Below are 22881 nucleotides of genomic sequence, written 5' to 3'. Positions count from 1 at the left end.
GCTATTTAAATCGGAATTGGGATTATTTAATGCCTCTTTATAAAAGAGGGCTTGGAGAGAATCTTAGAGGCATTGGAACATGCGAGAGTAACCATAGACCTTATAGTTACCGAGTAAAAGGACACGGAAAATACTGGTCTAAGGATGGTGTAAGAAACGTAGTTTATGTGATAGAAGGACTGAAGAACGAAACATTGGAGCGTGCCATTTTAGAAGAAATGCCTGAATACAATAAGCAGCAAAGCGATCAGTATAAAGAAGCCCTTAAAGCTGCGCATAAACAGGTTGCTCATCAACCACATGAAGGAGTACGCCACGGTTCTATTTTTCATATCAGTTCCTCTAGCAGCAGTATTGGTCGGTTAAATAAAGTGTTGAGTACAGTTTAAAGTACAACCCTCATAAAAAATGAACTACGTGAGTTGAATGAAAGAATTGAGCACTGTTTTAAAAGCAGATTGGATGATGGCGCCAGTCGCATAGATGCATGCTTAGATGAGTAGGCCGAATACACGTAGACTCCTGGGGGATCTAAAAGGCAATGGTGAGACCCCACAGTGCGCTAGCACGAGGAGGCTCACCGCCGCCCCCGGAAAGCGAAGTGTATTCGGCCTGCGGGTTAAAAAGCCCAAAAAAACGTTTTTTCATCTTATATAGCACAAAAACAGAACAAAAAAGGCAAATCAACGTATAATTGTTTGGAAAAATGGAATAATTTCTCTTTGAACTTTAAAAAAAATTTTTACCGAGAAAATATTGACACTAACAAGGTTATGAATAGATTAATTTTATTTTAATTACTATGGTATGATTATGTTATATATCTCTAGTAATGAGATAGTAATCAGTAAACCTGAATATTTTTTATTTAGGTTTTAAAGGCTAGGAGAGGATGAAGTGTTTTTTTCTTTTTTTCTTGTTGCAGGAGCAGTGACAATTCCAATTTGGGGAATCGTTTTTTGCCTCAATCTCATTTCTATTATAGAAAAGATTAGATATAAACGGGACTATACAAAAAATAAAGTGTGGTTTACTGTCTCATTTGTCATTATAATTACCGTCATTACATATGCTGCTACAGCTAGTTAGCTCAAACATTAATAGAGTAAGCGATATTAAATAGTGGATTTGCTTTCGTTCTTCATTTAAATTTATACCATGGGAGAGAGGCGGGAAAAAATGAAAAAAAGTTATTTGTTAGTTGGTTCAGTAGGATTTATTTTATTGAGTTACTTAGGAAGTTTAGTGCTGAATTATTCTTTTTATGAAGTAACAAAATGGATCGCTGCAGCTTTAACTATTGGAGCAATCATTTTATCTGGTGCTTTGGCAAGTGGGGATCGAGTGAGATCTAATTACGCAACCAATCAAGAGAGAACAAAAGCCAATATATTTTCAGCATGGAATTTACTGGTGATAGCTATTCCATTTTATCTGGTGATGGCATATATTGAGTTGCTTTAAATACTGAATAATAAACGTCTTCCCCCATATGTGTTCTATGGGGGAGGACGTGTTATTATTTAGCGGAAGTCTTTATATTTTACTCAAAGGATGCTAATGGACTATTAATGAACTTCTTTTTGATAAGCCTTATACCAATGATGAGGTTGTATTTCTTTTAAAGATTTATAATCTAGATCATTATCTGGGTTAGAGACAGCAGCTTTAACATCGTCTCCCCAGTAAAATAATCTTTCTTGGCAGACCCCACAAGGTGTTAAAATTTTAAAGGGAGCCTTTTCGTTTTCTCTAGTCACACAAATAGTATGTGTGACTTTTGTGTTCAATTTATGTGCTTCAAGAATAGCACCTGTTTCCATACATAATTCAGTTGCCGCAACTAGCACATTCGGTGAGACACTGGTTAGTATTTGGGCATCAACTGTGTGCATTGCTGCAGCGCCGCCCTAACCAGTAGGATATCTTTTTTCTATCAAATCAATTGCGGCTTGATAAAGATTGTGTTCAATAGTCATATTATCCTCCAATATTTATTAAATACAGTCATTTTCTATATTAGAGCTTCTTTTTCATTTTAATGCGGTAAGAAAGGCACTCATCCAGAGACGTTATCTCTTGATACACACCTGTTTCCAAATTCATTGCTCCGCCTGGATAGTAAGCTACGATTTGAAAGCCGGCTTTTTCGCATAATGCATGAATTTGATCAGGAGAGTAGCAAGCTAGAGATTGCGTGTATGATTGCTCTGGATGAGCAGTAGACCACCAAGTGTCTGTCATTCGCTGTTTCGACTGATCGTATCCATACTGTCGCTTAATGTTTTGACCTCTTAATGGATACATCTCGATACCATTCATTTTTTCCCAATACAGAGGTTGGTAAATGTCAATTAAAGCATAACCATCTTCATTCATCCACTCGTTGACCCGCTGAAGCAGATAGAGCTGTTCAGTATCCGTTCCTACACCAAATCCATCAAGATATAAGACAGTATCAAACTGTTTAGATAAATTCACCTTATAAAAATCAGCACACATGACTTCAACATTTTTATGCGCATGAAGAGTCGCATACTGACTAATTTCTTCTACCAATTCAATAGTGGTTACTTTTTTCCCAAGACGAGCTATTTCGTTTGCTACTTCGCCACGGCCAGCGCCTAATTCCAACACCGTGTCAAAAGGCCTCCCAACTTGTTCATGAATCAGAGAAGCGACTTCCTTGAAATAGGCCTCCTCTGGCTGATTATCTCCTGAATGGATCATTTCAAATTGTTCTTTATAAAATTCCTTTTCCCAATTAGATTGCATATTTTTCCTCCTCGTTATTCTTTTGAATTACAAAGAGTTCTTCAAGTTTCTGATACCCATAATAGAGCACCTCCTCATTCCTAATAGTCTTATTGTAACCTAAAATAAATGAAATGTTATTTAAAAAAATTGCTTTTACTATAAATGTAATGTATATTTTACATATAAGGAATTTATAAATTACCTTTAGAGGTGAAAAGATGAAAAATAAAGTTCGGGAAATTCGCAAAGAACAACGCATGTCACAAAAAGAACTAGCTGAGAAAGCATTTTTAACTAGACAGACGTTAAGTTTAATTGAAAAAGGAGAATACAACCCTACTTTAAAGTTGTGTTTAGCTATTTGTTATGCATTGAATAAAAAATTAGATGAAGTTTTTTGGATAGAGGAGAGTGAGCTGACCGATGAAAAAATTTGATGATGAACGGGTGGAAAGAAATACAATCCAAGCTTTAGCAAATGGAGCAGTAGTAGTACTAGTGTTGATTCTTTGTAAGTCTATTTATCTCTTTGCAACAAATACAGATTCTCTTGCGAATTTAGGTTGGGATATTGTATTGGTTTTAGCTTTAGTCGTAACGGTTTTCTTCAGTTTGTACCGCAGTAAAACATACAGTTTTCCAAAATCTCTTTTAGGCAAGAATTTATCGACAGAGCTATCTAAATCAGCAAAAAAAGACCGTTTTTACAAAGCCTATATTCCAGAAAGCATTATTTTTACGCTAGGCTTTGCAGTAGGTAGCTATTTGTTTGAAGGCTGGAGTCATTGGACTGGAGAAGTAATGATTTCTATTATAATGTTCTTTTTTATATTAGGGATTTCTTATCTATGGGGAGAACACAAAATTAGGCGTTACCACCAAGAAATTGAATATTAATTGAAAAGAGTCTAGGACTTTCATTAGTGAAGAGTATTCAAAATGATTGCCTTGGAGTCAACTTCAAGGTTTATAATAAGCATATAAGCTGATAAAGAGGGAGGGTATTTATGAATATTAAACAAGCAGCTGATATGTTTGAATTGACAGTAGATACTTTGCGATATTATGAAAGAGTGGGGGTGATTCCTCCTGTTCAACGTAATAATAGTGGTTATCGAGATTACGCTACAAATGATTTAAACTGGATTTACTTAGTTAAAAGCTTACGTAAGGCTGGTCTTTCTATTGAATCATTGATTGAATTTTCTACGTTAGCTCAGCTTCGTGAAAAACAAAATGTGGAAGAAGCGCAAAAAAGAATTTTAGGAGATCAGTTACAGCAACTTGATAATAAAATAGCTGAAATGAATGAAGTACGAGATTTATTAGAATATAAAATCAACACTTATGATGAACATATTAGGAAATTTAAAGCAGGAGAAGTAGATCCCGAGAATATAGAAAAGCTGTGGGAAAGAAAAAAATAAATTAAAAGATTTGCTATGGAGTTCACTCCATAGTTTATAGTAATCATGTAATCGAAAATAGTTTATCAAAACTGGAGGAATGTTACATGAAAATGGTGAAACTGAATAACGATGTAGAAGTACCTATTTTAGGATTTGGAACGTTTCAAATTACTGATCCAGAAGAAGCTGAAAAAGCTGTAAAAGATGCGATTAAAGCTGGTTATCGCCATATTGATACTGCACAAAGCTACATGAATGAAGAGTCCGTTGGCCGTGGAATCGCTAATTCTGGTGTACCTCGTGAAGAACTTTTTATTACTACAAAAGTATGGGTAGAAAATGTTCATCATGACGGTGTAATAGCTTCTGTAGAACGATCATTAAAACGTTTAGGATTAGACTATATAGATATGTTATTGATTCACCAACCATATAATGATGTTTATGGTGCGTGGCGTGCAATGGAAGAACTTCAAAAGCAAGGAAAAGTTCGCTCAATTGGCGTATCAAATTTTGGCGTTGACCGTGCTGTTGATCTAGCTGAGTTTAATGAAGTCGTTCCACAAGTAAATCAAATTGAAATTAATCCATTTCAACAACAAACAAAAAATATTGAAGCGTTAAAAAAAGAAGGAATTATTCCCGAAGCATGGGCCCCATTTGCTGAAGGAAAAAACGACATTTTTACTAATCCAATTTTAGAAAAAATTGGAAATAAACATGGTAAAACAGTCGCACAGGTCATTATTCGGTGGCTAGTCGAGCAAGATATTATTGTGTTAGCCAAGTCAGTAAAACCAGAACGTATGGCTCAAAATCTAGATGTATTTGATTTCGAATTGACTAAAGATGACAAAGCGCAAATAGCTACTTTAAATAAGGGTGAAAGCCAATTTTTTTCTCATTCTGATCCAGAAATGATTAAATGGATGGCCAGTAGAAAAATGAATATTTAAGGAAATAGAGTTATTAAAACAACTTTTTTCTATTGTAGAGACTGGTATGGTCTTCATAGATAAGCTTGAAGATAATCATAAAATTCAAGATGATTAATTATTCCATCACGAGAGCGAGATAAAAATCGTTTTGACCACTGAATATAAGCAGAGATCCCCTTATGAGGTGCTTTTCCTCATAAGGGGATTTTTGCTTATAGGCATGTGGCAAATGGAATGAGAATAAAACATAAAATCTAACTTATGATGAAGGAATCATTTGATAGCCTTTTAGCAACTAGTGGTTGCTATGATGTAAACCGTTGCGTTCTATTCATACCAGTAGTTTAGATAGATAATAGATTTGTCGACTTTAAGAGGATAGCGAGTATAAAAAATAATTAGTTTACTATATACTTTAGCAGAAAAAGGTTTATATTAAATATTAAGAAGAGAATGTTATTTTTTCTTCAATTGGTATCGCAGAATTAACCCTCATTGAAAGGAGGTGAAAATGAAGTGCTGACATCTATCTTAGAAGACCCACTGTACTTACAATTAGCTTTTGCGGGATGTATAGCATTAGCTATTTTGACATTACCCCTGAAAGATATTATCAGTGTCGGGTTTTACGACATCAGTGATTTCTTTGTCACAGGCATGATTACTTTTTTCATTACATACGGGGTTCTAGTGAGTAATCTTACAACAGTTTCTATTTGGCTGTTTGCGGGTATCTTTTTTGCTGTTATGATTGCCATTATGCTTATGAATATTCTCGTTATACTGCCTTTTAAGAGACGCGCAGAAAATTCAACCATTACCTCGATCCATGAATTAGAGGGGAAAGAAGCGAAAGTATCCGTTCCGATTACACTAAATGGAACAGGGGAAGTCATCGTCTCTACTGGTTTTACGAGAGTCAATAAAATGGCTAAAATCTATGATAATGCTGACGGCATAACCGACATTCCAAAAAATAAAAACGTATTGATTATGGACGTCAAAGACAACATTCTTTATGTAATACCCTATACAAACAGCATTAAAACCATTGGTAAACCAACACCAACATGGAATGAGAAACAAAAAAAATAACCGCTCCATCAAAAACTGATACGAGAAAGTAGGAATTTACACATGGATTCAACCTTATTCGGAACCATTGGCGCAGTTGTCATTGCAGTCATTTTATTAGTAGCATTAGTCAGTCGTTACCGTACAGCTTCTCCAGCAGAAGCCTTAATTATCAGTGGTACAGCATTAGGCAGTAAGAACGTGTATGTTGACCCAAATACGGGCAATAAAATGAAAATCGTTAGCGGAGGCGGAACTTTCGTTTGGCCAATCATTCAATCCGTTCATAAATTATCATTGCTGTCGTCTAAATTAGACGTTCGTACACCGGAAGTGTATACCGAAGAAGGTGTTCCAGTCGCAGTTGACGGAACCGTTATTATTAAAATCGGATCCACATCAGAAGATATCGCAACCGCTGCGGAACAATATCTGGGTAAATCAACCGAGCAATTGGAAAGCGAAGCAAGAGAAGTCCTAGAAGGACATTTACGCTCGATTTTAGGACGTATGACTGTGGAAGATATTTATCAAAACCGGGATAAATTCAACCAAAATGTCCAAGATGAAGCCTCTGGCGATTTAGCTAAAATGGGATTGGTTATCTTATCGTTTACGGTAAAAGAAGTAACGGACAAAAACGGTTACCTAGACTCATTAGGTCAAGGACGTATTGCCGAAGTTAAACGAGATGCAGATATCAAAACAGCAAATGCGGATAAAGAAACACGTATTCAACGCGCATTAGCTGAACAATTGTCTCAAGAAGCTGAATTGCAACGCCAAACAGAGATTGCACAAGCTGAAAAAGTGAAAAGTCTGCGCATATCTGAGTATGGAAGAGAACAAAATATCGCTAAAGCCGAAGCTGAAAGTGCATATGACTTAAAGAAAGCTGAATTAAGAAAACAAGTTATCATTGAAGAGGGTAACGCTCAAATTATTGAACGTGAAAAGCAAATCGAATTGCAAGAAAAAGAGACCATTAAACAAGAACGCGAATACGATGCAACTGTCCGTAAAAAAGCCGATGCTGAACGTTACTCTGTTGAGCAACGTGCGGAAGCTGACAAAAACAGAGCCATCGCTGAATCTGAAGCGAGAGCCAAAGAAATCGAATTAAACGGTATGGCTCAAGCGGAAAGTATTCGTTTAATCGGTAAAGCTGAAGCCGATAGCAAGACAGCATGGGCCGAAGCCTTGAAACAATATGGTGATGAAGCCATTGCAACCTTGCTAATTGAAGCTTATCCTGCAATTGTTCGGGCTGCAGCTGAACCATTAAGCAACATTGACAAGATCACAGTGGTAGACAGCGGAAACGGAAATGGAGCATCAGCTATTACCAAAACAGCCTTAAACACATTAACCGCTTCTCAAGAAGCTTTTAAAGATGCAACAGGCTTAGACATCAACAATCTAATAAACTCATTTGCTGGAACAAAGAATGTGGGTCGTCAAATCAACAATCTAAACGACACATTAAGTCAAACAAGTCCCGCGGCTGAAGAACCGATCATCACAGATAGTGTAGAATAAAAACCTAACGTTCGGAGCTCAATATGTTTATTGGCTGGTTTTTACTGAGACATTGACTTGATAAAATTTTCCTGCAGTCTCCAACCAAACTTTGAATCATTTTTTTAAAGTTTGGTTGGTTATTTTTGTTCGATAAAAAATTACGCGTATGATAACGTAAACTAAAAGGAGTTGATTATTTGTCGAAGATAACTAGAAGTATTGTGACTGGAATTGCAGTTTTTATTGTTGTATTTATTCAGGACGTATTTTTCAATCCAATAAGTTCCAATGCTATGTTAAATTTTCTTATTAGCTTTGTGGTTATATTCATAACTATTTTACTTGTTGATATTATAGGCGGAAATATAAGCAATAAAAAAGCTAATGAACAGCATAATAAAAAACTATAGAAATCCAGTTCAAACATTCGTTTGTTCATTGTGTGAAAAATCACTTCATTTTAAAAAATTGGCGCCTCATTTACAAAGGAGCAAAAATTTTTTGAAGAAATTACTAACTATATATATCTTAAAAAATTCATATTTAGAGGGATTACCCATTTCTAGATATGACAAGGAGAATCCACATGCAGTTTCCATTGAATATTGTCGTTGCAGTCGTAATCTCTGCAATATACGTTTTAATCTCTTTTGCCATTAAATTATCGAGTAAATACAAAAAGCAGTTTCGTATTTACTCTGTTGTAGTCAATTTAATCTTTATCGCATTCCTATTGGGCTTTTCTATATTTTTCAAAACATCTTTGCCTAATCAAGGAATAAACATTTACTATAACGGTTTAGCTACATTATATTTTTTGTTATTTATCCCATTGGGAGTAGTTTTGATACTGCTGTTTAGAAAATTAATAATGAACGCAGATATCTATTTAGTTTTTTTAAAATATGTGATAATCATTGGAGCTATCGTTATATTGACAGGAATAATTGCTCTAGGATATCCCCTTTTTATCTTAACTTTTTACGGTTTCTCTCCTTAATCTGCATTTGTCTTCAAGTTGCATGTAGTTATTTGACGCTTTTTATAATTTAGCTTTAGTATTTCATTTGTCAATCTATGAAATGTTAACTATAGTTGTGGAAAATTTAGAGTAGAAACAAATCGCTTAATATTAGATATGAGAGTGCTCCCGGATTTTATGGTGCTAGGAATAGTGAATGATATCTAAGTTGATGAACCAGTTATAAATATGATGAAGATGGTTCAGTTGCAGTATGCAGTAGCTTATAAAAAAATATTAAAATAGCAAGAGTAGCACGCCTAATTTTTTATAGATGGTGAGTTTCGGAGTATACTTATAGTTGTTGCTACATGTGTTCTAACTGGTGCCATTAACATTGGTCTTTACAAAGCGAATGCTTATATAACTGGGACGATTGGACTCAGTGTAGAAATGAATGGGTAGGAGTTTATGTAAGACCAGGATACGATGCAACAAGAAAAGTGGTTATACCTAAACACAAAATTAATTAATTGTATAGATTAGGAGGAATTTATGCTTAATCATTATAAAGAATTTTCCAATAAACACCCTTATGCTCATGTCATACTAGTAATGGTATTTTCTAGCTGTATTGGTATATCAATAGAATATCTCGTAAATAAAAGCTTTATCGGTGGAGGATTATATACCGCTATAGCACTAACTTTAATTGAACTTTTTAGAGTCAGAGGAAGAAATAAAGAAAAAAATTAGTTTTTTAATTGTGATTTAACGTATTAGTCAGCATAGTCTCAAACAATGCAAATAGCTCCTCCACAATAAAAGTGGCGGAGCTATTTGGATTACTTATTTAGAAGAATGCTACTAAAAGGTCATTTTCATGATTCTTGTACCGATTTATTTTTAAAAAAATCATATATAATTAGACCTACTCCAATGATTAGACTTAAGAAAAACCAAGAACTCACTAAAGTAATGATGAAAAGCGGTATCCCAACTGTTTTATCTTGACTCATTTCCTGGAAAAGACTAACTACATTATTGTGGTCAAAAATCATGTTTTTTATAGCATTAAATCCCATGAATAATAGTGCATATAAAGATCCTTCTTTTATACGTTTAAGTTTTAAATGTTCCATTATAGGTAACTCCTTAGTTTGAATAAAGGACTAAATTGTTTAGTCCTTTGTAGCGCTGAGAATGCTATCTTCAATATAACATAATTAAGTGAAATTTGGTCGGGAAGTATGTATTTATCCAACTAAATATAAAGGAGGATAAAAAAATAGTTACTATGTATCTCGATATTTTTGTATGTTATAATTAACTTAATGTAAAATATAGTTGTCATAAAAGGAGCAATCATATGGCTAAAAATATTCGGTTAAAGGTGGCGCGTACACAAATGGATTTGTCCCAGGAGCAGTTAGCAGATGCTGTTGATGTAACCAGGCAAACTATCAGTGCTATTGAAAGAGGAGACTATAACCCCACAATCAACTTATGTATTAATATTTGTAAAGTACTTGGGGTAACGTTAAATGATTTATTTTGGGAGGAATAGAGATGAAAAAGTATGATGAATATCAAAAGTTGATGAGATATAAATATGGGTATTATTCGTTTATTTTATTAGTTAGTTTGCTGGTGCTAAATAACATACTGGATATATTTTTTAATCTTCAATGGGGCGAAACAAAAGAAGTTGAAACACTGTTTATAATGTTTTCAGTAATGTTATTTTTTATTATTTTGAGTGTGTATCATAACGCTTATTTTAAAAAAAATGATGACGTGAAAGCATATATATGGATATTTTTGATAACTGGAATCATTAATTTATATTCTTCTTTTGACTTAGAGAACTTTGAGCCAGGTAATACATTTAATGGTAAAATAAGTACTGACGCTGTTTATACATTTGGAGGACTAATCTGGTTAGCTATTCCCATTACATACTTTATACGAAATGAAATTGATAAAAGAAGAGAAGACAAAAATTTATACTAAAATAGAACAATAAAAAAGATCTCCTAATGTAGAATATACTTTAGGAGATCTTTTTTAGAAAGTAGGTAAGAATGGTGAAATAAACGTAAGCAACATAAGAAATATATTTATTCCTAGATAAACAATTCCTAACCAAATCAATATTCTAAGAGCTCTCTGTGTTTTTTCATTCATTTAAGTCATCAATCTCCTTATTTATAGTTCAGCTATTGAATTTGTATCACAAAGGCAATTTTCAAGCTATTCTACTTTCATCAACTCACTCTTTTAAACTAGGATTTATTTTTGACCAGATCCAAGACTCGCTAAGCAGACCTATAATCTCCAAAAGCAGTACCAGTACTAACATAGCCCATCCCCCTGTAAGCGTTATTTATTCTATTTCTATTTTAACACATTTTATAAAAAAAGTTATTTTATTTCTTAATGGGCCTAGGTTATAATAAATATGTAAACGCTGTAATCGAATTGGAAGTTTTCTACAACAAAAATTTAAAAAGCCAATGGATTGGAGTCCCGCAATGAAAAAATTATTAAATCGTTTCTGGAATCATATGACCAAACTCAGCACAGTCATCTGGAGTTTTCTTTATTCTGTTTTAACTTATTTTACTAGTCCGCCTAATATTAAATATTTGAGTTTCATTTTCCTAATTCTATCAGTAATCTTTCTTATTGGTTTGATGCATAAACAAAATACGAAAGAACAAGCTTAATTAAAATATCTAACTCTGACTTGATTGTTGATGAAGTTATACCAATTTCTGAAGTTACTGAAAAAAGGGGGAATTATAATTGGAGTGTTTAGGTTGTAATCTAGCAAATAAGAAAGAAGCAGTGTATGTGGTATTTGAAGACGAATTTGTTTGCTGCATCTTGGATCACGCTCCTTATAATGAAGGACATGTGTTGATTTTACCTAAGAAACATGTGCGATATTTTGATGAACTGGATGAGAATACAGCAAAGTCCTTAACTGAAGCAGCGGCAACTATATCTAAAGCAATAAAAATATTATTTGCTCCTGATGGTATTTCTATCATTCAAAACGGAGGAGATTTTGACGAGTTGACTCATTTCCATTTGCATCTCGTTCCAAGATACAAAGGTCAGAACTTCGCAGATTTTTATTTAGAAGATAATAAAAATTATACTGAAGATAAGTCTAATTTAGAAAAAACAAAAAGAAGATTTCGTAATAGTATAAAAGATTTAAATTACGGAGGATAAAATATTGCCTGAAAAAAAGTGGAGCAAAGTAAAAAAGAAGATAGAAAGTTTTATCTGCGATTCTTTAAAAGACAAAGTCCAGTTTAGGGTAACCAATTACCGTAAAGCTCATGATCAAACAGGAAGAGTTTTTATTACAGTGGATAAAAAAGAAGTCTTCAGTATGAGTACTTTAGCTGCTGACAATGCAATGTATGAAGTTGAACAAGAGATAATGACTCAGCAAAATATTGATTATGATGTCTACAATGGACCACAAAATGTTGATATTCAATCACAAGCTCATGAAATGATTATGGCTGAAGGTGTTTTTTCTCAATCTGATTTTTTTGACGCTGTTGAAGAATATCTTAGTTCTTCTATTGAAGTGTCCTTAAAGTCCAATCATATAATCATTAAAATTCTTTCTTTGATTGATCGAAGAGTTGGGAAGAGAAGTTTAAAAAAGATGGCTAAGTCTATTGAACAAGAAAAAGAAATCGTCCAATATTTTTATCATTTACGTTGTGAAGCAGAAGGGTTAGAGAATATGTGCAAAAAAATCTAAATAGAAATATAAAAGGAAACAAATATAAGCAATTAAAAGACCATATTAGTAAGTCTTCGACCATCTTTTCTTTTGCGACAATAGAAGATGTCGGTATCAGCGACAATTTCATTAGATTAATAGAACGATCAGTAGAGTTTCTCGTGGACTCTTATCCAACAAATTACTTAAAAGAATAATAAGTGCAAGTCATCGTATTCAATGATTTTTATCAAGAATTTTCGCTGCTATGGGTAATAATTTTTCGACTTTATACGAAGTCAGTAATCTCTTAATGATACTTTCATGGAATTCTCTATCTATTGCCTTTTTATATCATTGGCTATTTTGTCTAATAATGGAATTTCATTGTTCAAACTATAGCCAACAAGTATTCTATTGATTATCCTTAATAAATCAAATAGGGGGGAAGTTATGAAGAAAAACTACACTAAGAAAAAGTATAAAAAAGTGTTTGGTTTTATTTTTTGTATATTAGTGAGTTTTGTACTTGGAAGCATCATTACATATTTTTTAATGTCATTGGATACAACCGAAAGTCCCGAACAGCATGAGATAACAGTAGAAGATAAAGTTTCAGTAAGTGAATCTAATAGCGCGGACACAGACATTGTTGCCAATACTGCATCTCAAGAAAAAGTTACTTTAATTACTGAACCGGGTTTTGATGCCTGGGTTCGCCAAATTTCAAAAATTCAAATACCAGACTATCAATTAGATCCAGATTTGAGTAATTTAGGAGACTCGGTTACAGTTATAGATAAAGAATTATCATTTAATAAAAGAGAATTCTTGACTTCTGATGGTGAACTCTCAGATAAATCAACTCAAAAAACTATTACTTATGTAAATGGCACTAAATATTTCACTATTTCTTTTATGCGTAATGAAGAAAATATCACCAATGATTTTCAAGGATCAGATTGGTTATATTTCAGTCAAGATGACGTTTATTGTGTTCCACTTATTATGACTTACAAAAATATAATTATATTAACAACTCTTCAAGATACAGCTGTACCCGTTGATTACAGGGAAGCTATTGATCTAAGTATATTGATAGTAGAAAAACTTGAAAATATAGAACAGTTTTAAATCGACGATTAGTAACATATAACTAAGGGAGGTAGTGAAATGTTTTATTATATCTTGCTGGTTATTTTCATAATAGATTTTTCGTGTAGAATCATGAGTTTGATACGCGTACTTCAGGGGAACTTTTCTTCTTGGTTTGTGAAAGGGTGGACGCCCTTAAGTGAAAACTATAATTTAGTTAACATTCCTGATCAGAAAATGATAAAAATAAAAGTTGTGCTGAGCGCAGGTATAGTTCTAAGTACAATTGCTGTTTCACTGTTGATGATCTCTTTGCCCACTTCTGCATTAGGTTATACCATTGTCCTTACTTTAATCCATTTAGTACCTGGAAGGTTAATTAAAAACATCCTAAATAAATTGCACGCTCAATAATGTTTAGGCTTTGACAAATTGGTGGAATACAATCCAATTAAAAAGGAGAGACAATGATGGAAGAAGAACTGATTGAGGTTTCCATAGTATACAAAGACAATTTTAGGGAGACGTACAAAATAAATCGTGAAGAATTTAGAATTGCTAATAAAGAAGTTAGAGATGAGAAGCTTCTTGAGTTTCACATAGGGGAAAGAATTTTTGTCAAAAATGAGGTTGCTCTGGTCGGAACTGATAACTGCACGATTCAATTTTTTTGATGCAACAGACCTAATTATTAGTAATGGAGTCATCAACTTTCAACGTCAAATACATGTATTCAAGAGGCTGAGCTTAAATATATAGCAAGAAAGGTCGTTATATGAATGAACAACGGTGAGAAGTATCATCAACATTTTGGAGTCTACGGAGTGAATTTAAAAGAAGATAAACTCTTATGTATTCAAAAAAATGCAGGACCATATCAGAATCGATACGACTTGCCAGGAGGAAGTCAAGAGGATGGTGAAGGATTAACGGAGACCTTGATCAGAGAAGTCCTAGAAGAAACTGGCCATCGAGTGTCTGAATATAAAAACTGCAGAGTCTATGATAGTTTTGTAAAAAGTGAAGCTGACCATACAGTCCATCATATTTTTATTCTTTATGATGTTGAATTGTTTGAGGATGAAGAAGCTATTCCTGAAACAGTAGCAGATGGAAAAAATGATTCTGATGGTATCGACTGGGTCGCGGTGAAAGAATTGAACATCAATAATCCGTCACCTCTAATATTAAAAATATTAGAAGAGATGAATAAAAGCAAAAATGTGTTAGAAAAAACGTCCTTTTTATCATGGGAAGTAAAAGAAGCTTTGTATACAAAAGGAGAAAAATAATATAAAAACGTTTTCTAAATCATTTATGTTACGATAAAAAGGAGCCTAAAGAGTAAGGAGGTATTGGATGAGTAGAAGAGTATTTTGGATGATAGCTATCGGATATTCCGCAGTTGTTTTTGTCCTCCATAATGTACTAGAAACAACCATTGGCGCATTTTTGATGCAAATCAGTTCCTTTGCTTTATTTTTTGGAATCTTTTGGTTTTTGTACCGTATCATAAAGTTTTCAATCCAACAATTTATGTACAATCGTAAATAAAAAAGGTTGTTTTTAAAATCATCGGAGGCTGTTTATGGCAAATTACATAGTAACTATAGTTCTTAGCGTTGTTATTGCAACTAAAATAATGGCACTTATTCAATTTTTAATGAAAAAAAGATCTTCAAAGATTCTGCATTTTTGGATTCCTACAGATAAACTTGAAGTTTTACGGGATGTTTCAAAAGAAAACCAGCAAAAAATGACAATAATAATCTGTCTAAGTCTTATGCTAGATATCGGAATTGTAACAGTAATGATAATCACCTTACCCAAAGATGAATCTACCCTAACTTTACTTTTATCTATAGGTTTCTATTTAAATAGCGTATTTCTTGAAAAATATACTCAATCTATTGCAGAAAGCGGTAGAGTTTAAACTTATGGATTTTAAAACTGTTCTGCAAATACACTAGCAATAAAGAGCACTCAAACACAAAAAGTCAAGCTTGCCATATGCCTGTACAAGTAAACAAAAGGAAATCAACAACGGACGATTAGGATTTAAATATAATTACGCCAGGTTTTAAACTAAAATATAGGAATGAGGATGTATATGAAAAAAACGACTTTTTATGGTTTATTTATGTTTGTTCCAGCAATTTTTATGATCGGTTACCGATACTTTTTAACTGTGGCAGAGCAAGCTTTTTTACGAGGTGAGCTTATTTCAGAAATATGGGCTCAGGTGCTTTATATATTGTTGCCGACATTCCTAATCATGCTGTTGGTGTCTATGGCTTTATATTCAACAAAGTTTATGAAAGAAATGAATTTTCGTTTGATTGCTTTAATTTGCTTTGCAATCTATTTGGCATTGTCTGTTTCTCATCTATTTACAACTGTCCTTATAAGCAATGTTCCTAGAATAACTTATCTGTTACAAGATTTCCCTAAATATGCAGGGTTTTATGGTGGAATTCTCGTATATTCTATATTTCACAAAAAATAAGGTTGACTAGAGATACTTAATTTATTTTCAACAATTTACTATTTAAATGGAGGGATTAATTTGACAAAAGAAGTAACGTATTTTGAAGTATGGAACGAGGAAGATTTACTGGAAGGATTTCAACGTAAAGAGGAATACATATTGATTCAGGGTGAATACAATCATGAAGTGAAAAAACTAACGGAGACCAAGTTATCTGATGAGGAATTATTGGGAATTGAACTAGGTTCTTCTGGGCTGGTTTATGTATTTTCAGAACTGGTTTATAAACTGTTGAATACGTTCAGTGATGAACCAAAATCAAAGAAAAAATTAGAAGACGCTATAAGACAGTACAATGTAAAATTAGATAAAGAGAAAAGAATCGTTCTGTACTTGAGACAGCTTGACTACTAAAAATCCGCTTTCTAATGGGGTTGGAACTTTCTCACTGACCAAATCTTTCATTTACTCAGCCCTATATGGTAAGTGAGAATGGTTTATGAACTATATCTGTTCTCTTTGTCGGTAAATATGGTAGTTGAGAGTCATTTTACTACCATATCTACTTGGCGCGGAATGGGATATGTCAGGTGACACCTTTGTTAAGTTTGTCTAAAGCTAATATCGTCAGGTATTTTTTTTATTCATCATGAGAATGCAGAAACTATCCGTTGAAACAAAAATTATAAAAAAACGTATTGACTTTAGGCCACATCTACTTTATATTCAATTAAAGACAAAATGAATCTGTAATTAAAAGGAAGAGCAGTATGAAATATTCAAAAGCGACAAATTATGCTTTACATTCTATGGTTCATTTGGCAATGGAATCTACCAACGAAGCAGTCAGGGTAGAAGACTTAGCTAAACGCCAAAAATTATCGCCTACTTATTTGTCAAAAATACTGACAAAATTATCAAAAGCTGGTTTGATTACATCAACTCCCGGAGTAAAAGGCGGCTATCGTCTATTGCGTTCGCCAGAAGAATGTACGTTTCTTGATATCATTCAAGCGATAGAAGGATATGAATCATTACTGAACTGTACGATGTCTCATGATGGTAAGTGGAATAGAGAATGTTTGATCGAGTGTGCAGTAGCCGATGCAGAAGATAAGCTGAAAGATGAACTTGCACGTAAGACAATCGCGGATATTTTGAATCAAAGGCAATAAAAAAATTAGTGATTAGCTAATTTTTATTTTAATTATAGATATTAAAGGTCTGTAATAGAATTTATAGGAGGAGAAAAGATGATGGATGTTGTTGTAATCGGTGGAGGACCAGCAGGCATGAGTGCTGCTTTAGTAGCCGGAAGAGGGAAAAAACAAGTGCTTCTGATTGATGAAGAAAAACCAAGAAATGCTGTAACGCATGAAACCCATGCTTTTTTAACGAGAGATAATATTAAGCCAGAAGATTTCAGAGCAAAAGGAAGAAGAGATTTACTGCAATATCCAACCATTTCGATCAAAAAAGGCAAAATTCTATCCATTAAAAAAACGCTGAAAGACTCTTTTGAATTGACTACCGAGTCAGGAGAAACCTTCCACACTAAAAATATCGTTTTAGCTACAGGCGTAAAAGAGACGCTTCCAAATGTGAAAGGAATTGAAAACTATTATGGAAGCAGTATTTTCTCTTGCCCTTTCTGTGATGGTTGGGAAATGAAAGACAAACCTCTGGTACTCATAGCAGAATCCATTCAGGCTCTCCATGTTACTAAATTATTGAAAAATTGGACAGATGATTTGATTGTGGCGACTAACGGAAAGACCGTTTTTGATGCTGAGCAGAAGAAAGTTCTGGAAATAAATCATATTCGTCTGATAGAAGAAAGAATTGTTGAACTAATAGGTACAAGTGGGGAACTTCAGGGCGTTGTTTTCGAAAGCGGAGAAGAAATCAATAGATCAGGTGGCTTCTGTACTACAGTATTGGATAATAAACTTCCATTCATTGAACAATTAGGCATCGAGGTCAATGAAGCAGGGTTTATTATGACGGATATCATGGGTCATACGAACATAAAAGGCATCTATGCCGCAGGAGAAATAACCGGTCCTTCTCAATTGATTGTTTCTGCCAGTCAAGGTCATATGGCAGGTGCAGGGATCATAGCCGACTCTAGTGAGGCCGCATTTCAAGGAATATAAAAGGATTCAAAAAAAGAACGGAGTGAAAGTAATCGGACATATAAATCAATTCAATCAGTTAGCAGCAAAATACGACACAACAAAAAATAAGGATATGGCAAAACGTTCTACTGAAGCTATACGCAATTTGTTAGACAAAAACCACACAAAGACAGCGATAGATTTTGGTTGCGGTACAGGAAATGTGGGTCTAGACTTGTTAGAAGATTTTGAATCTATGTTGTTTGTAGATGCATCTCCAGCAATGATCGAACAGGTCGAGAAGAAATTAGCAGATATAGACACTAAAAAAGCATCTGTACTTTGTCTGGATATTGAAAAAGATGATCAACTTCTCTATAAGGCGGATACCATCATACTTTCTCTAGTATTGCATCATATTTCAGACAGCCATAAACTACTCTCTAAACTTTATGAGGCCTTAAACAAAGATGGACAATTGCTGATTATTGAAATGGAAAAACCAAAAAAAGTTTCAAGCGGCCATGGACATGGAATGGACAGCTCAGCATTAACAGCTGCTTTATCAGAAATAGGCTACCAGCATATCCAGTCAAACATTTTCTATGATGCAAAAAAAGAGAACGCTGGACAAGAAGCATCCAGATTTATTCTAAGTGCTAGAAAAAAATAATATAGAATCCATTATTAAATAGAATAGTCTAAAACATGTTTCCTAAAAGAATTGATTCTTTAGAAAACATGTTTTTTTGTTAATATAATTTTTAAAAGTAATCGGGCTAAACTAGAAGTATTAAGCTATAGATGTAATCAGAAAGGAACTCACTATTTAAGTGTTAAAATTTAACTGCATTCAGATTGAACTTGCCAATATACTTACAGGCTCCAATAATTTCGTTTCCTGTTTTTTACTTTGAACTGTCTTTGTTCTTTATTGTTTAGCGAACTAAAAAAATGCTTTCTAATTGGACAGTAACTCTCTCAATTCACCTCTCACTGACCAAAACTTTCAATTACTCTGCCCTATATGGTAGTTGAGAATGGTTTATGAACTATATCTGTTCTCTTTGTCGGTAGATATGGTGGTTGAGAGTCATTTTACTACCATATCTACTTGGTTTGGAATGGGATATGTCAGGTGACACCTCTGTTAAGTTTGTATAAAGCTAATATTGTTAGGTATTACTTTTTATTCACTATGAGAATGCAGAAACTATCCGTTGAAACAAAAAAATAATAAAAAAAGAGTCGGTTTTTCTACTGTTGTTAGTGGAAAACTCGACTCTTTATTGTTTAATGCTCGTTTTCTTTAAAATGCATCACTATAACATAAACTCCTAATAAGAATAAAATGATAGCATACAAGTAAAATGAAGCTTTAAATCCTAAAGAAAAAGTTGCTTCCAAACCATAAAGATAAATGTGCATCCAAAAAGCACTACAAATAACGTTTTCACCACTTAAAAATTTCATCTGCTGCCTCCTTAGTGAAATGTTATTACATTTGTTTTTTTATACCTTGTGTTATTATTGAAAAATAGAGTTTTAGAAAAATAATCTATACTGAGACAAGTCTTTTTATGTACAAATCTAATAATAGAATGCGTATCAATAGTTTTTTCATGATTATCTTGTTATCCTTAATATTGTAATCAATAAACCTAATAGGAGATGACTTTTGATGGAAAACTCACATTTAACAGATCCACGTAAGAAGTATTATGCAGAGAAGTTTCCGGAACAAGAACAAAATACTCCGGCATTACAAAGCAAAATGGAACCTAGACCCGATTGCGGTGAAGAATCGTATAAAGGTTATAACCGTCTGGAAGGGCGTAACGCTTTAATTACAGGTGGCGACTCAGGTATGGGACGAGCAGCTGCGATAGCCTATGCGCGAGAAGGTGCTAATGTAGCTATTCATTTTTTCCCAGGTGAAGAAGAGGACGCTAACGAAGTAAAAGAATTGATTGAAAAAGAAGGAAAAAAAGCATTGTTATTACCTTATGATTTGCGTGAAGATGGTGCAGCAACTGAAATTGTTGAAAAAGCCATTGAAGCTTTTGGTGCATTAGATATTCTAGTATTAAATGCTGCGCAGCAAATTGCTCGGCCTTCTTTAAGTGATTTGTCTATGAAACAAGTGCACGATACTTTCAAAGTAAACATCATCAGTATGTTCGAAACAGTTAAAGCTGCAGAAAAACATTTGAAACCAGGCAGTGCGATTATAACCACAACATCTGTTCAGTCTTTTAATCCAAGCGAACCGTTAATGGATTATGCAGCTACAAAAGGAGCAATAAGCAACTTTACAGTTTCTTTATCTTCATATTTTGCTTCTAAAGGCGTTCGCGTCAATGGTGTAGCGCCAGGTCCTATTTGGACACCACTTCAATTAGACAATGGTAAATTGGAAGGGCAAGTTCCTGAATTTGGACAAAATAGTCCATTGGGACGTGCTGGACAACCTGTTGAATTAGCTCCAGTTTATGTTTTGCTAGCATCAGATGAAGGAAGTTATATCACCGGGCAGATTTATGGTGTCACAGGCGGACAACCAATCGATTTATAAATTAGAATAGTATTATTAGAAGTCCGAAATTTAAATGTTTCGGGTTTTTTTTTGTGTGCGAAAAAATAGATAATGTGGCGTTAAGCGTTAGCTGAAAACTTAAATTCATTTTATAGATAAGTATAGAAAATGGTCTTCAATAAGAGTAAAATAAAGGTAGATATTTTTTAGAACAAAACGGATGATAGTTGATAAATGGAAACTTCAAAAATGACTATAAAACAACCATTCAAACAGTGCTAAATTTCTTTGCACTCAATATTCTTTTTAATCCTAATGCAAATACGGTTACGCTTTTATTGAGTAAATGAACTTGTTCATTTCTACATGAAATCATATTTATTTGCTTTAAGAACACTCCTTTTACATAACTTTTTTGTGCAAAAACTACTGAAGAGAGAAGAGGATTTTAGTGGAAAACAAGGTAACCAGTTTCGTATTACGTGTATTGTTAATGGCAGTTTTTTATTTTTTAGCGTATGAATATTGGCTGGATAAATCTTTGGAAGACACTACTCACATTATTATAACTTCTACAATAGCGGTGCTGCTTATAAGAGCGTGGGAGTTTTTCAAAAAAAGACGTTCTGTTTCTAACTCAACCCAAAAAAGGAGGTCTAAGTCTAGATGAAATCTACTAAACGATATGTTAGTCTACGAATTGCAATAGTTGTTGCAGTTTTATTCTTAATTGCTCTTTATTTTATGAACATGATAACTTTTGCCACTTGCCAAGTTTCAGTCTATGTATTGTTAGCAGGAAACTTTGCTTTGATTGCTTTGCGATACCGGAATAGTTCGGTTCAAGGAGCTAAAATAGCTGTTTGGCTCAATAGTGTAATGTCCGTTGTTCTATTGGGAACTGCTTTCTACTGGGCTTTTTTTGTTTTCTAAAATAATACTTAGAATACTATACTTACTTTAAGTAGGTTTTTAGTGATATACTCGAACAGAAAATAAAGCATAGGAGGCTATAAACAGTATGAATAAAAAGTACGAAAAATTATTTGAACCATTTACATTTTCTTCAGGAGCAACGATTGATAATCGTATCATCTTGCCGCCGATGACAACAAATTCAGCATTTGAGAATGGGATGGTCACTACTGATGAACACCTCTATTACAAGCGCCGATCAGCTGGTCTGGGAGCTGTTATTACATCTTGCGCACAGGTAAGAGAAGACGGTAAGTTTGCTGGATCATTAAGCGCGGCGTCAGATAATCGCATTGAAAGTTTGTCCAAATTAGCCAAAACGATTCAAAGTACCGGTACAAAAGCAATCTTGCAAATTTTCCACGTCGGCAGAATGGGATCTGCAGATACTCTTAGGGGAATTCAACCGGTAAGCGCCAGTGCTGTTCCAGCTCTTCGAGATAACGCAGAAATACCAAGAGAATTACCTGATTACGAAGTGCGTGAGCTTATTGAAGCTTTTGGTGAAGCAACAAGAAGAGCCATTCAAGCCGGATTTGACGGAGTAGAGATTCATGGCGCCAATACGTACTTGATTCAACAATTTTTCTCTCCTCATTCCAATAGAAGAGACGATCATTGGGGCAGCACGCTTGAGAAACGAATGAACTTTCCGTTGGCTGTTGTCAAAGCTGCTAAAGATGCGATTGACAAATACGCAGACAAACCATTCATTTTTGGTTACCGCATTTCTCCGGAAGAAATGGAAGAACCAGGGATCACTTTGGATGACACGTTAGCTTTGATGAATCAATTGAAAACAACTGGTCTGGATTACATTCATATCTCTTTAGGAAGTGTCGCTCAAACGTCTATGCGCGATAAAGAAAACAGCACACCTATAATTGACATCATCACTGAAAAATTCGGCACTGATATTCCGCTTATCGGTGTAGGACAAGTAGTCACACCGGATGATGCAGTCAAAGCTATGGAAGAGCATCATCTTCCATTCGTAGCGATTGGTCGAGAGTTGATTGTAGAACCTGATTGGGTCGAGAAAGTAAAAACTGGAAAAGAAGATACCATCCGTACAGAGATTCATTCGGAAGATAGAGCAGACCTAGCTTTACCGGATGCTATGTGGGAATATGTAGCGTCAAGACCAGGTTGGTTGCCGATTGTAAAATAGACTAATGATTTGAATTGACAGGTTTGAGGTTGGTATTTTACCAAATTTAAACCTGTCGTTTTTTTGTTTTGTGAGATGGCAAAACTTT

General features: G+C 34.1%; 30 protein-coding genes and 2 pseudogenes. 28 read left to right on the top strand and 4 right to left on the bottom strand.

Going from position 1 to position 22881, the window contains the following annotated elements; translation table 11 throughout:
* Positions 1–389, top strand: a pseudogene (locus ACEN4I_RS09045) (hypothetical protein); the annotation flags it as partial.
* Positions 390–1179: 790 nt separating this feature from the next.
* Entirely contained in the window at positions 1180–1464 is a 285-nt protein-coding gene (locus ACEN4I_RS09040; protein WP_407102770.1) for a DUF5316 family protein, read from the top strand.
* A 104-nt stretch (positions 1465–1568) separates the two neighbouring features.
* Here the strand turns inward: ACEN4I_RS09040 and ACEN4I_RS09035 are convergent.
* Both ACEN4I_RS09035 and ACEN4I_RS09030 read right to left on the bottom strand, forming a co-directional pair.
* Positions 1569–1898, bottom strand: a pseudogene (locus ACEN4I_RS09035) (cytidine deaminase); the annotation flags it as partial.
* Positions 1899–2019: 121 nt separating this feature from the next.
* A complete protein-coding gene (locus ACEN4I_RS09030; protein ID WP_407102769.1) occupies positions 2020–2775 on the bottom strand; it encodes a class I SAM-dependent methyltransferase in 756 nt (251 codons plus the stop codon).
* Positions 2776–2975: 200 nt separating this feature from the next.
* Here ACEN4I_RS09030 and ACEN4I_RS09025 point away from each other — a divergent pair, with 200 nt between their 5' ends.
* The 8 genes from ACEN4I_RS09025 (at position 2976) to ACEN4I_RS08990 (ending at position 9416) form a co-directional block, all read left to right on the top strand.
* Complete coding sequence (locus tag ACEN4I_RS09025; protein ID WP_407102768.1) at positions 2976–3194, top strand: helix-turn-helix transcriptional regulator; 219 nt, start codon at positions 2976–2978, stop codon at positions 3192–3194.
* Positions 3181–3654, top strand: a complete 474-nt coding sequence (locus ACEN4I_RS09020; RefSeq protein WP_407102767.1) for a hypothetical protein — start codon at positions 3181–3183, stop codon at positions 3652–3654. The genes ACEN4I_RS09025 and ACEN4I_RS09020 overlap by 14 nt, the downstream gene beginning before the upstream one ends.
* A gap of 110 nt (positions 3655–3764) precedes the next feature.
* The gene (locus tag ACEN4I_RS09015) at positions 3765–4184 is read left to right on the top strand and encodes a MerR family transcriptional regulator (protein WP_407102766.1); all 420 of its coding nucleotides are present in this window, start codon (positions 3765–3767) and stop codon (positions 4182–4184) included.
* Between the two features lie 86 nt (positions 4185–4270).
* Positions 4271–5122 (top strand): aldo/keto reductase, encoded by an 852-nt coding sequence (locus ACEN4I_RS09010; protein WP_407102765.1) that lies wholly within the window; start codon positions 4271–4273, stop codon positions 5120–5122.
* Between the two features lie 498 nt (positions 5123–5620).
* Positions 5621–6199, top strand: coding sequence for a hypothetical protein (locus tag ACEN4I_RS09005; protein WP_407096829.1), 579 nt, complete (start codon positions 5621–5623; stop codon positions 6197–6199).
* A 42-nt stretch (positions 6200–6241) separates the two neighbouring features.
* The gene (locus ACEN4I_RS09000; protein WP_407096830.1) at positions 6242–7717 is read left to right on the top strand and encodes a flotillin family protein; all 1476 of its coding nucleotides are present in this window, start codon (positions 6242–6244) and stop codon (positions 7715–7717) included.
* Positions 7718–8285: 568 nt separating this feature from the next.
* On the top strand, positions 8286–8699 hold the full coding sequence (locus ACEN4I_RS08995) for a hypothetical protein (protein ID WP_407096832.1): 414 nt from the start codon (positions 8286–8288) through the stop codon (positions 8697–8699).
* 516 nt (positions 8700–9215) lie between these two features.
* On the top strand, positions 9216–9416 hold the full coding sequence (locus ACEN4I_RS08990; protein WP_407096833.1) for a hypothetical protein: 201 nt from the start codon (positions 9216–9218) through the stop codon (positions 9414–9416).
* Between the two features lie 125 nt (positions 9417–9541).
* Here ACEN4I_RS08990 and ACEN4I_RS08985 read toward each other — a convergent pair whose 3' ends face one another.
* Complete coding sequence (locus ACEN4I_RS08985) at positions 9542–9802, bottom strand: hypothetical protein (protein ID WP_407102764.1); 261 nt, start codon at positions 9800–9802, stop codon at positions 9542–9544.
* Positions 9803–10029: 227 nt separating this feature from the next.
* On the opposite strand from ACEN4I_RS08985, the gene ACEN4I_RS08980 reads away from it, so the two are divergent.
* From ACEN4I_RS08980 to ACEN4I_RS08910, 15 genes are all read left to right on the top strand, one after another.
* Entirely contained in the window at positions 10030–10227 is a 198-nt protein-coding gene (locus tag ACEN4I_RS08980; protein ID WP_407097710.1) for a helix-turn-helix transcriptional regulator, read from the top strand.
* 2 nt (positions 10228–10229) lie between these two features.
* Positions 10230–10673 (top strand): hypothetical protein, encoded by a 444-nt coding sequence (locus ACEN4I_RS08975; RefSeq protein ID WP_407097711.1) that lies wholly within the window; start codon positions 10230–10232, stop codon positions 10671–10673.
* A gap of 795 nt (positions 10674–11468) precedes the next feature.
* The gene (locus ACEN4I_RS08970) at positions 11469–11903 is read left to right on the top strand and encodes an HIT family protein (RefSeq protein ID WP_407097712.1); all 435 of its coding nucleotides are present in this window, start codon (positions 11469–11471) and stop codon (positions 11901–11903) included.
* A gap of 4 nt (positions 11904–11907) precedes the next feature.
* Positions 11908–12450, top strand: coding sequence for a hypothetical protein (locus tag ACEN4I_RS08965; RefSeq protein ID WP_407097713.1), 543 nt, complete (start codon positions 11908–11910; stop codon positions 12448–12450).
* Between the two features lie 414 nt (positions 12451–12864).
* The gene (locus tag ACEN4I_RS08960; protein WP_407102763.1) at positions 12865–13545 is read left to right on the top strand and encodes a hypothetical protein; all 681 of its coding nucleotides are present in this window, start codon (positions 12865–12867) and stop codon (positions 13543–13545) included.
* 39 nt (positions 13546–13584) lie between these two features.
* Positions 13585–13920 (top strand): hypothetical protein, encoded by a 336-nt coding sequence (locus ACEN4I_RS08955; RefSeq protein ID WP_407097051.1) that lies wholly within the window; start codon positions 13585–13587, stop codon positions 13918–13920.
* A gap of 53 nt (positions 13921–13973) precedes the next feature.
* Entirely contained in the window at positions 13974–14180 is a 207-nt protein-coding gene (locus ACEN4I_RS08950) for a hypothetical protein (RefSeq protein ID WP_407127719.1), read from the top strand.
* A gap of 105 nt (positions 14181–14285) precedes the next feature.
* The gene (locus ACEN4I_RS08945) at positions 14286–14798 is read left to right on the top strand and encodes an NUDIX hydrolase (RefSeq protein WP_407097053.1); all 513 of its coding nucleotides are present in this window, start codon (positions 14286–14288) and stop codon (positions 14796–14798) included.
* 67 nt (positions 14799–14865) lie between these two features.
* Positions 14866–15060, top strand: a complete 195-nt coding sequence (locus ACEN4I_RS08940; protein ID WP_407097054.1) for a hypothetical protein — start codon at positions 14866–14868, stop codon at positions 15058–15060.
* Positions 15061–15094: 34 nt separating this feature from the next.
* Positions 15095–15439, top strand: a complete 345-nt coding sequence (locus tag ACEN4I_RS08935; RefSeq protein ID WP_407097055.1) for a hypothetical protein — start codon at positions 15095–15097, stop codon at positions 15437–15439.
* 177 nt (positions 15440–15616) lie between these two features.
* Positions 15617–16012: a hypothetical protein gene (locus tag ACEN4I_RS08930; protein ID WP_407102762.1), complete on the top strand. Its 396-nt coding sequence runs from the start codon at positions 15617–15619 to the stop codon at positions 16010–16012.
* Between the two features lie 60 nt (positions 16013–16072).
* Positions 16073–16408, top strand: coding sequence for a hypothetical protein (locus tag ACEN4I_RS08925; protein WP_407102761.1), 336 nt, complete (start codon positions 16073–16075; stop codon positions 16406–16408).
* Between the two features lie 356 nt (positions 16409–16764).
* Positions 16765–17169, top strand: a complete 405-nt coding sequence (locus ACEN4I_RS08920) for an RrF2 family transcriptional regulator (RefSeq protein ID WP_407102760.1) — start codon at positions 16765–16767, stop codon at positions 17167–17169.
* A gap of 78 nt (positions 17170–17247) precedes the next feature.
* On the top strand, positions 17248–18150 hold the full coding sequence (locus ACEN4I_RS08915; RefSeq protein ID WP_407102759.1) for an NAD(P)/FAD-dependent oxidoreductase: 903 nt from the start codon (positions 17248–17250) through the stop codon (positions 18148–18150).
* A 22-nt stretch (positions 18151–18172) separates the two neighbouring features.
* Complete coding sequence (locus ACEN4I_RS08910; RefSeq protein ID WP_407097060.1) at positions 18173–18784, top strand: class I SAM-dependent methyltransferase; 612 nt, start codon at positions 18173–18175, stop codon at positions 18782–18784.
* A 620-nt stretch (positions 18785–19404) separates the two neighbouring features.
* Here the strand turns inward: ACEN4I_RS08910 and ACEN4I_RS08905 are convergent.
* Positions 19405–19584, bottom strand: a complete 180-nt coding sequence (locus tag ACEN4I_RS08905; RefSeq protein WP_407097061.1) for a hypothetical protein — start codon at positions 19582–19584, stop codon at positions 19405–19407.
* A 208-nt stretch (positions 19585–19792) separates the two neighbouring features.
* Between ACEN4I_RS08905 and ACEN4I_RS08900 the strand changes: the two genes are divergently transcribed.
* From ACEN4I_RS08900 to ACEN4I_RS08890, 3 genes are all read left to right on the top strand, one after another.
* Positions 19793–20686 (top strand): SDR family oxidoreductase, encoded by an 894-nt coding sequence (locus ACEN4I_RS08900; RefSeq protein WP_407102758.1) that lies wholly within the window; start codon positions 19793–19795, stop codon positions 20684–20686.
* A gap of 627 nt (positions 20687–21313) precedes the next feature.
* The gene (locus tag ACEN4I_RS08895; protein WP_407102757.1) at positions 21314–21580 is read left to right on the top strand and encodes a hypothetical protein; all 267 of its coding nucleotides are present in this window, start codon (positions 21314–21316) and stop codon (positions 21578–21580) included.
* Positions 21581–21668: 88 nt separating this feature from the next.
* Positions 21669–22793 carry an NADH-dependent flavin oxidoreductase gene (locus ACEN4I_RS08890; RefSeq protein ID WP_407097064.1) on the top strand — a complete coding sequence of 375 codons (1125 nt, stop codon included), beginning with the start codon at positions 21669–21671 and terminating at the stop codon, positions 22791–22793.
* Positions 22794–22881 lie beyond the last annotated feature (88 nt).

It is taken from the genome of Desemzia sp. FAM 23990 (assembly GCF_045528485.1).
Lineage (GTDB): Bacteria > Bacillota > Bacilli > Lactobacillales > Carnobacteriaceae > Desemzia.
Note: the sequence above shows the minus strand (reverse complement) of the source record. Positions and strands in the feature narration are given on the sequence as shown.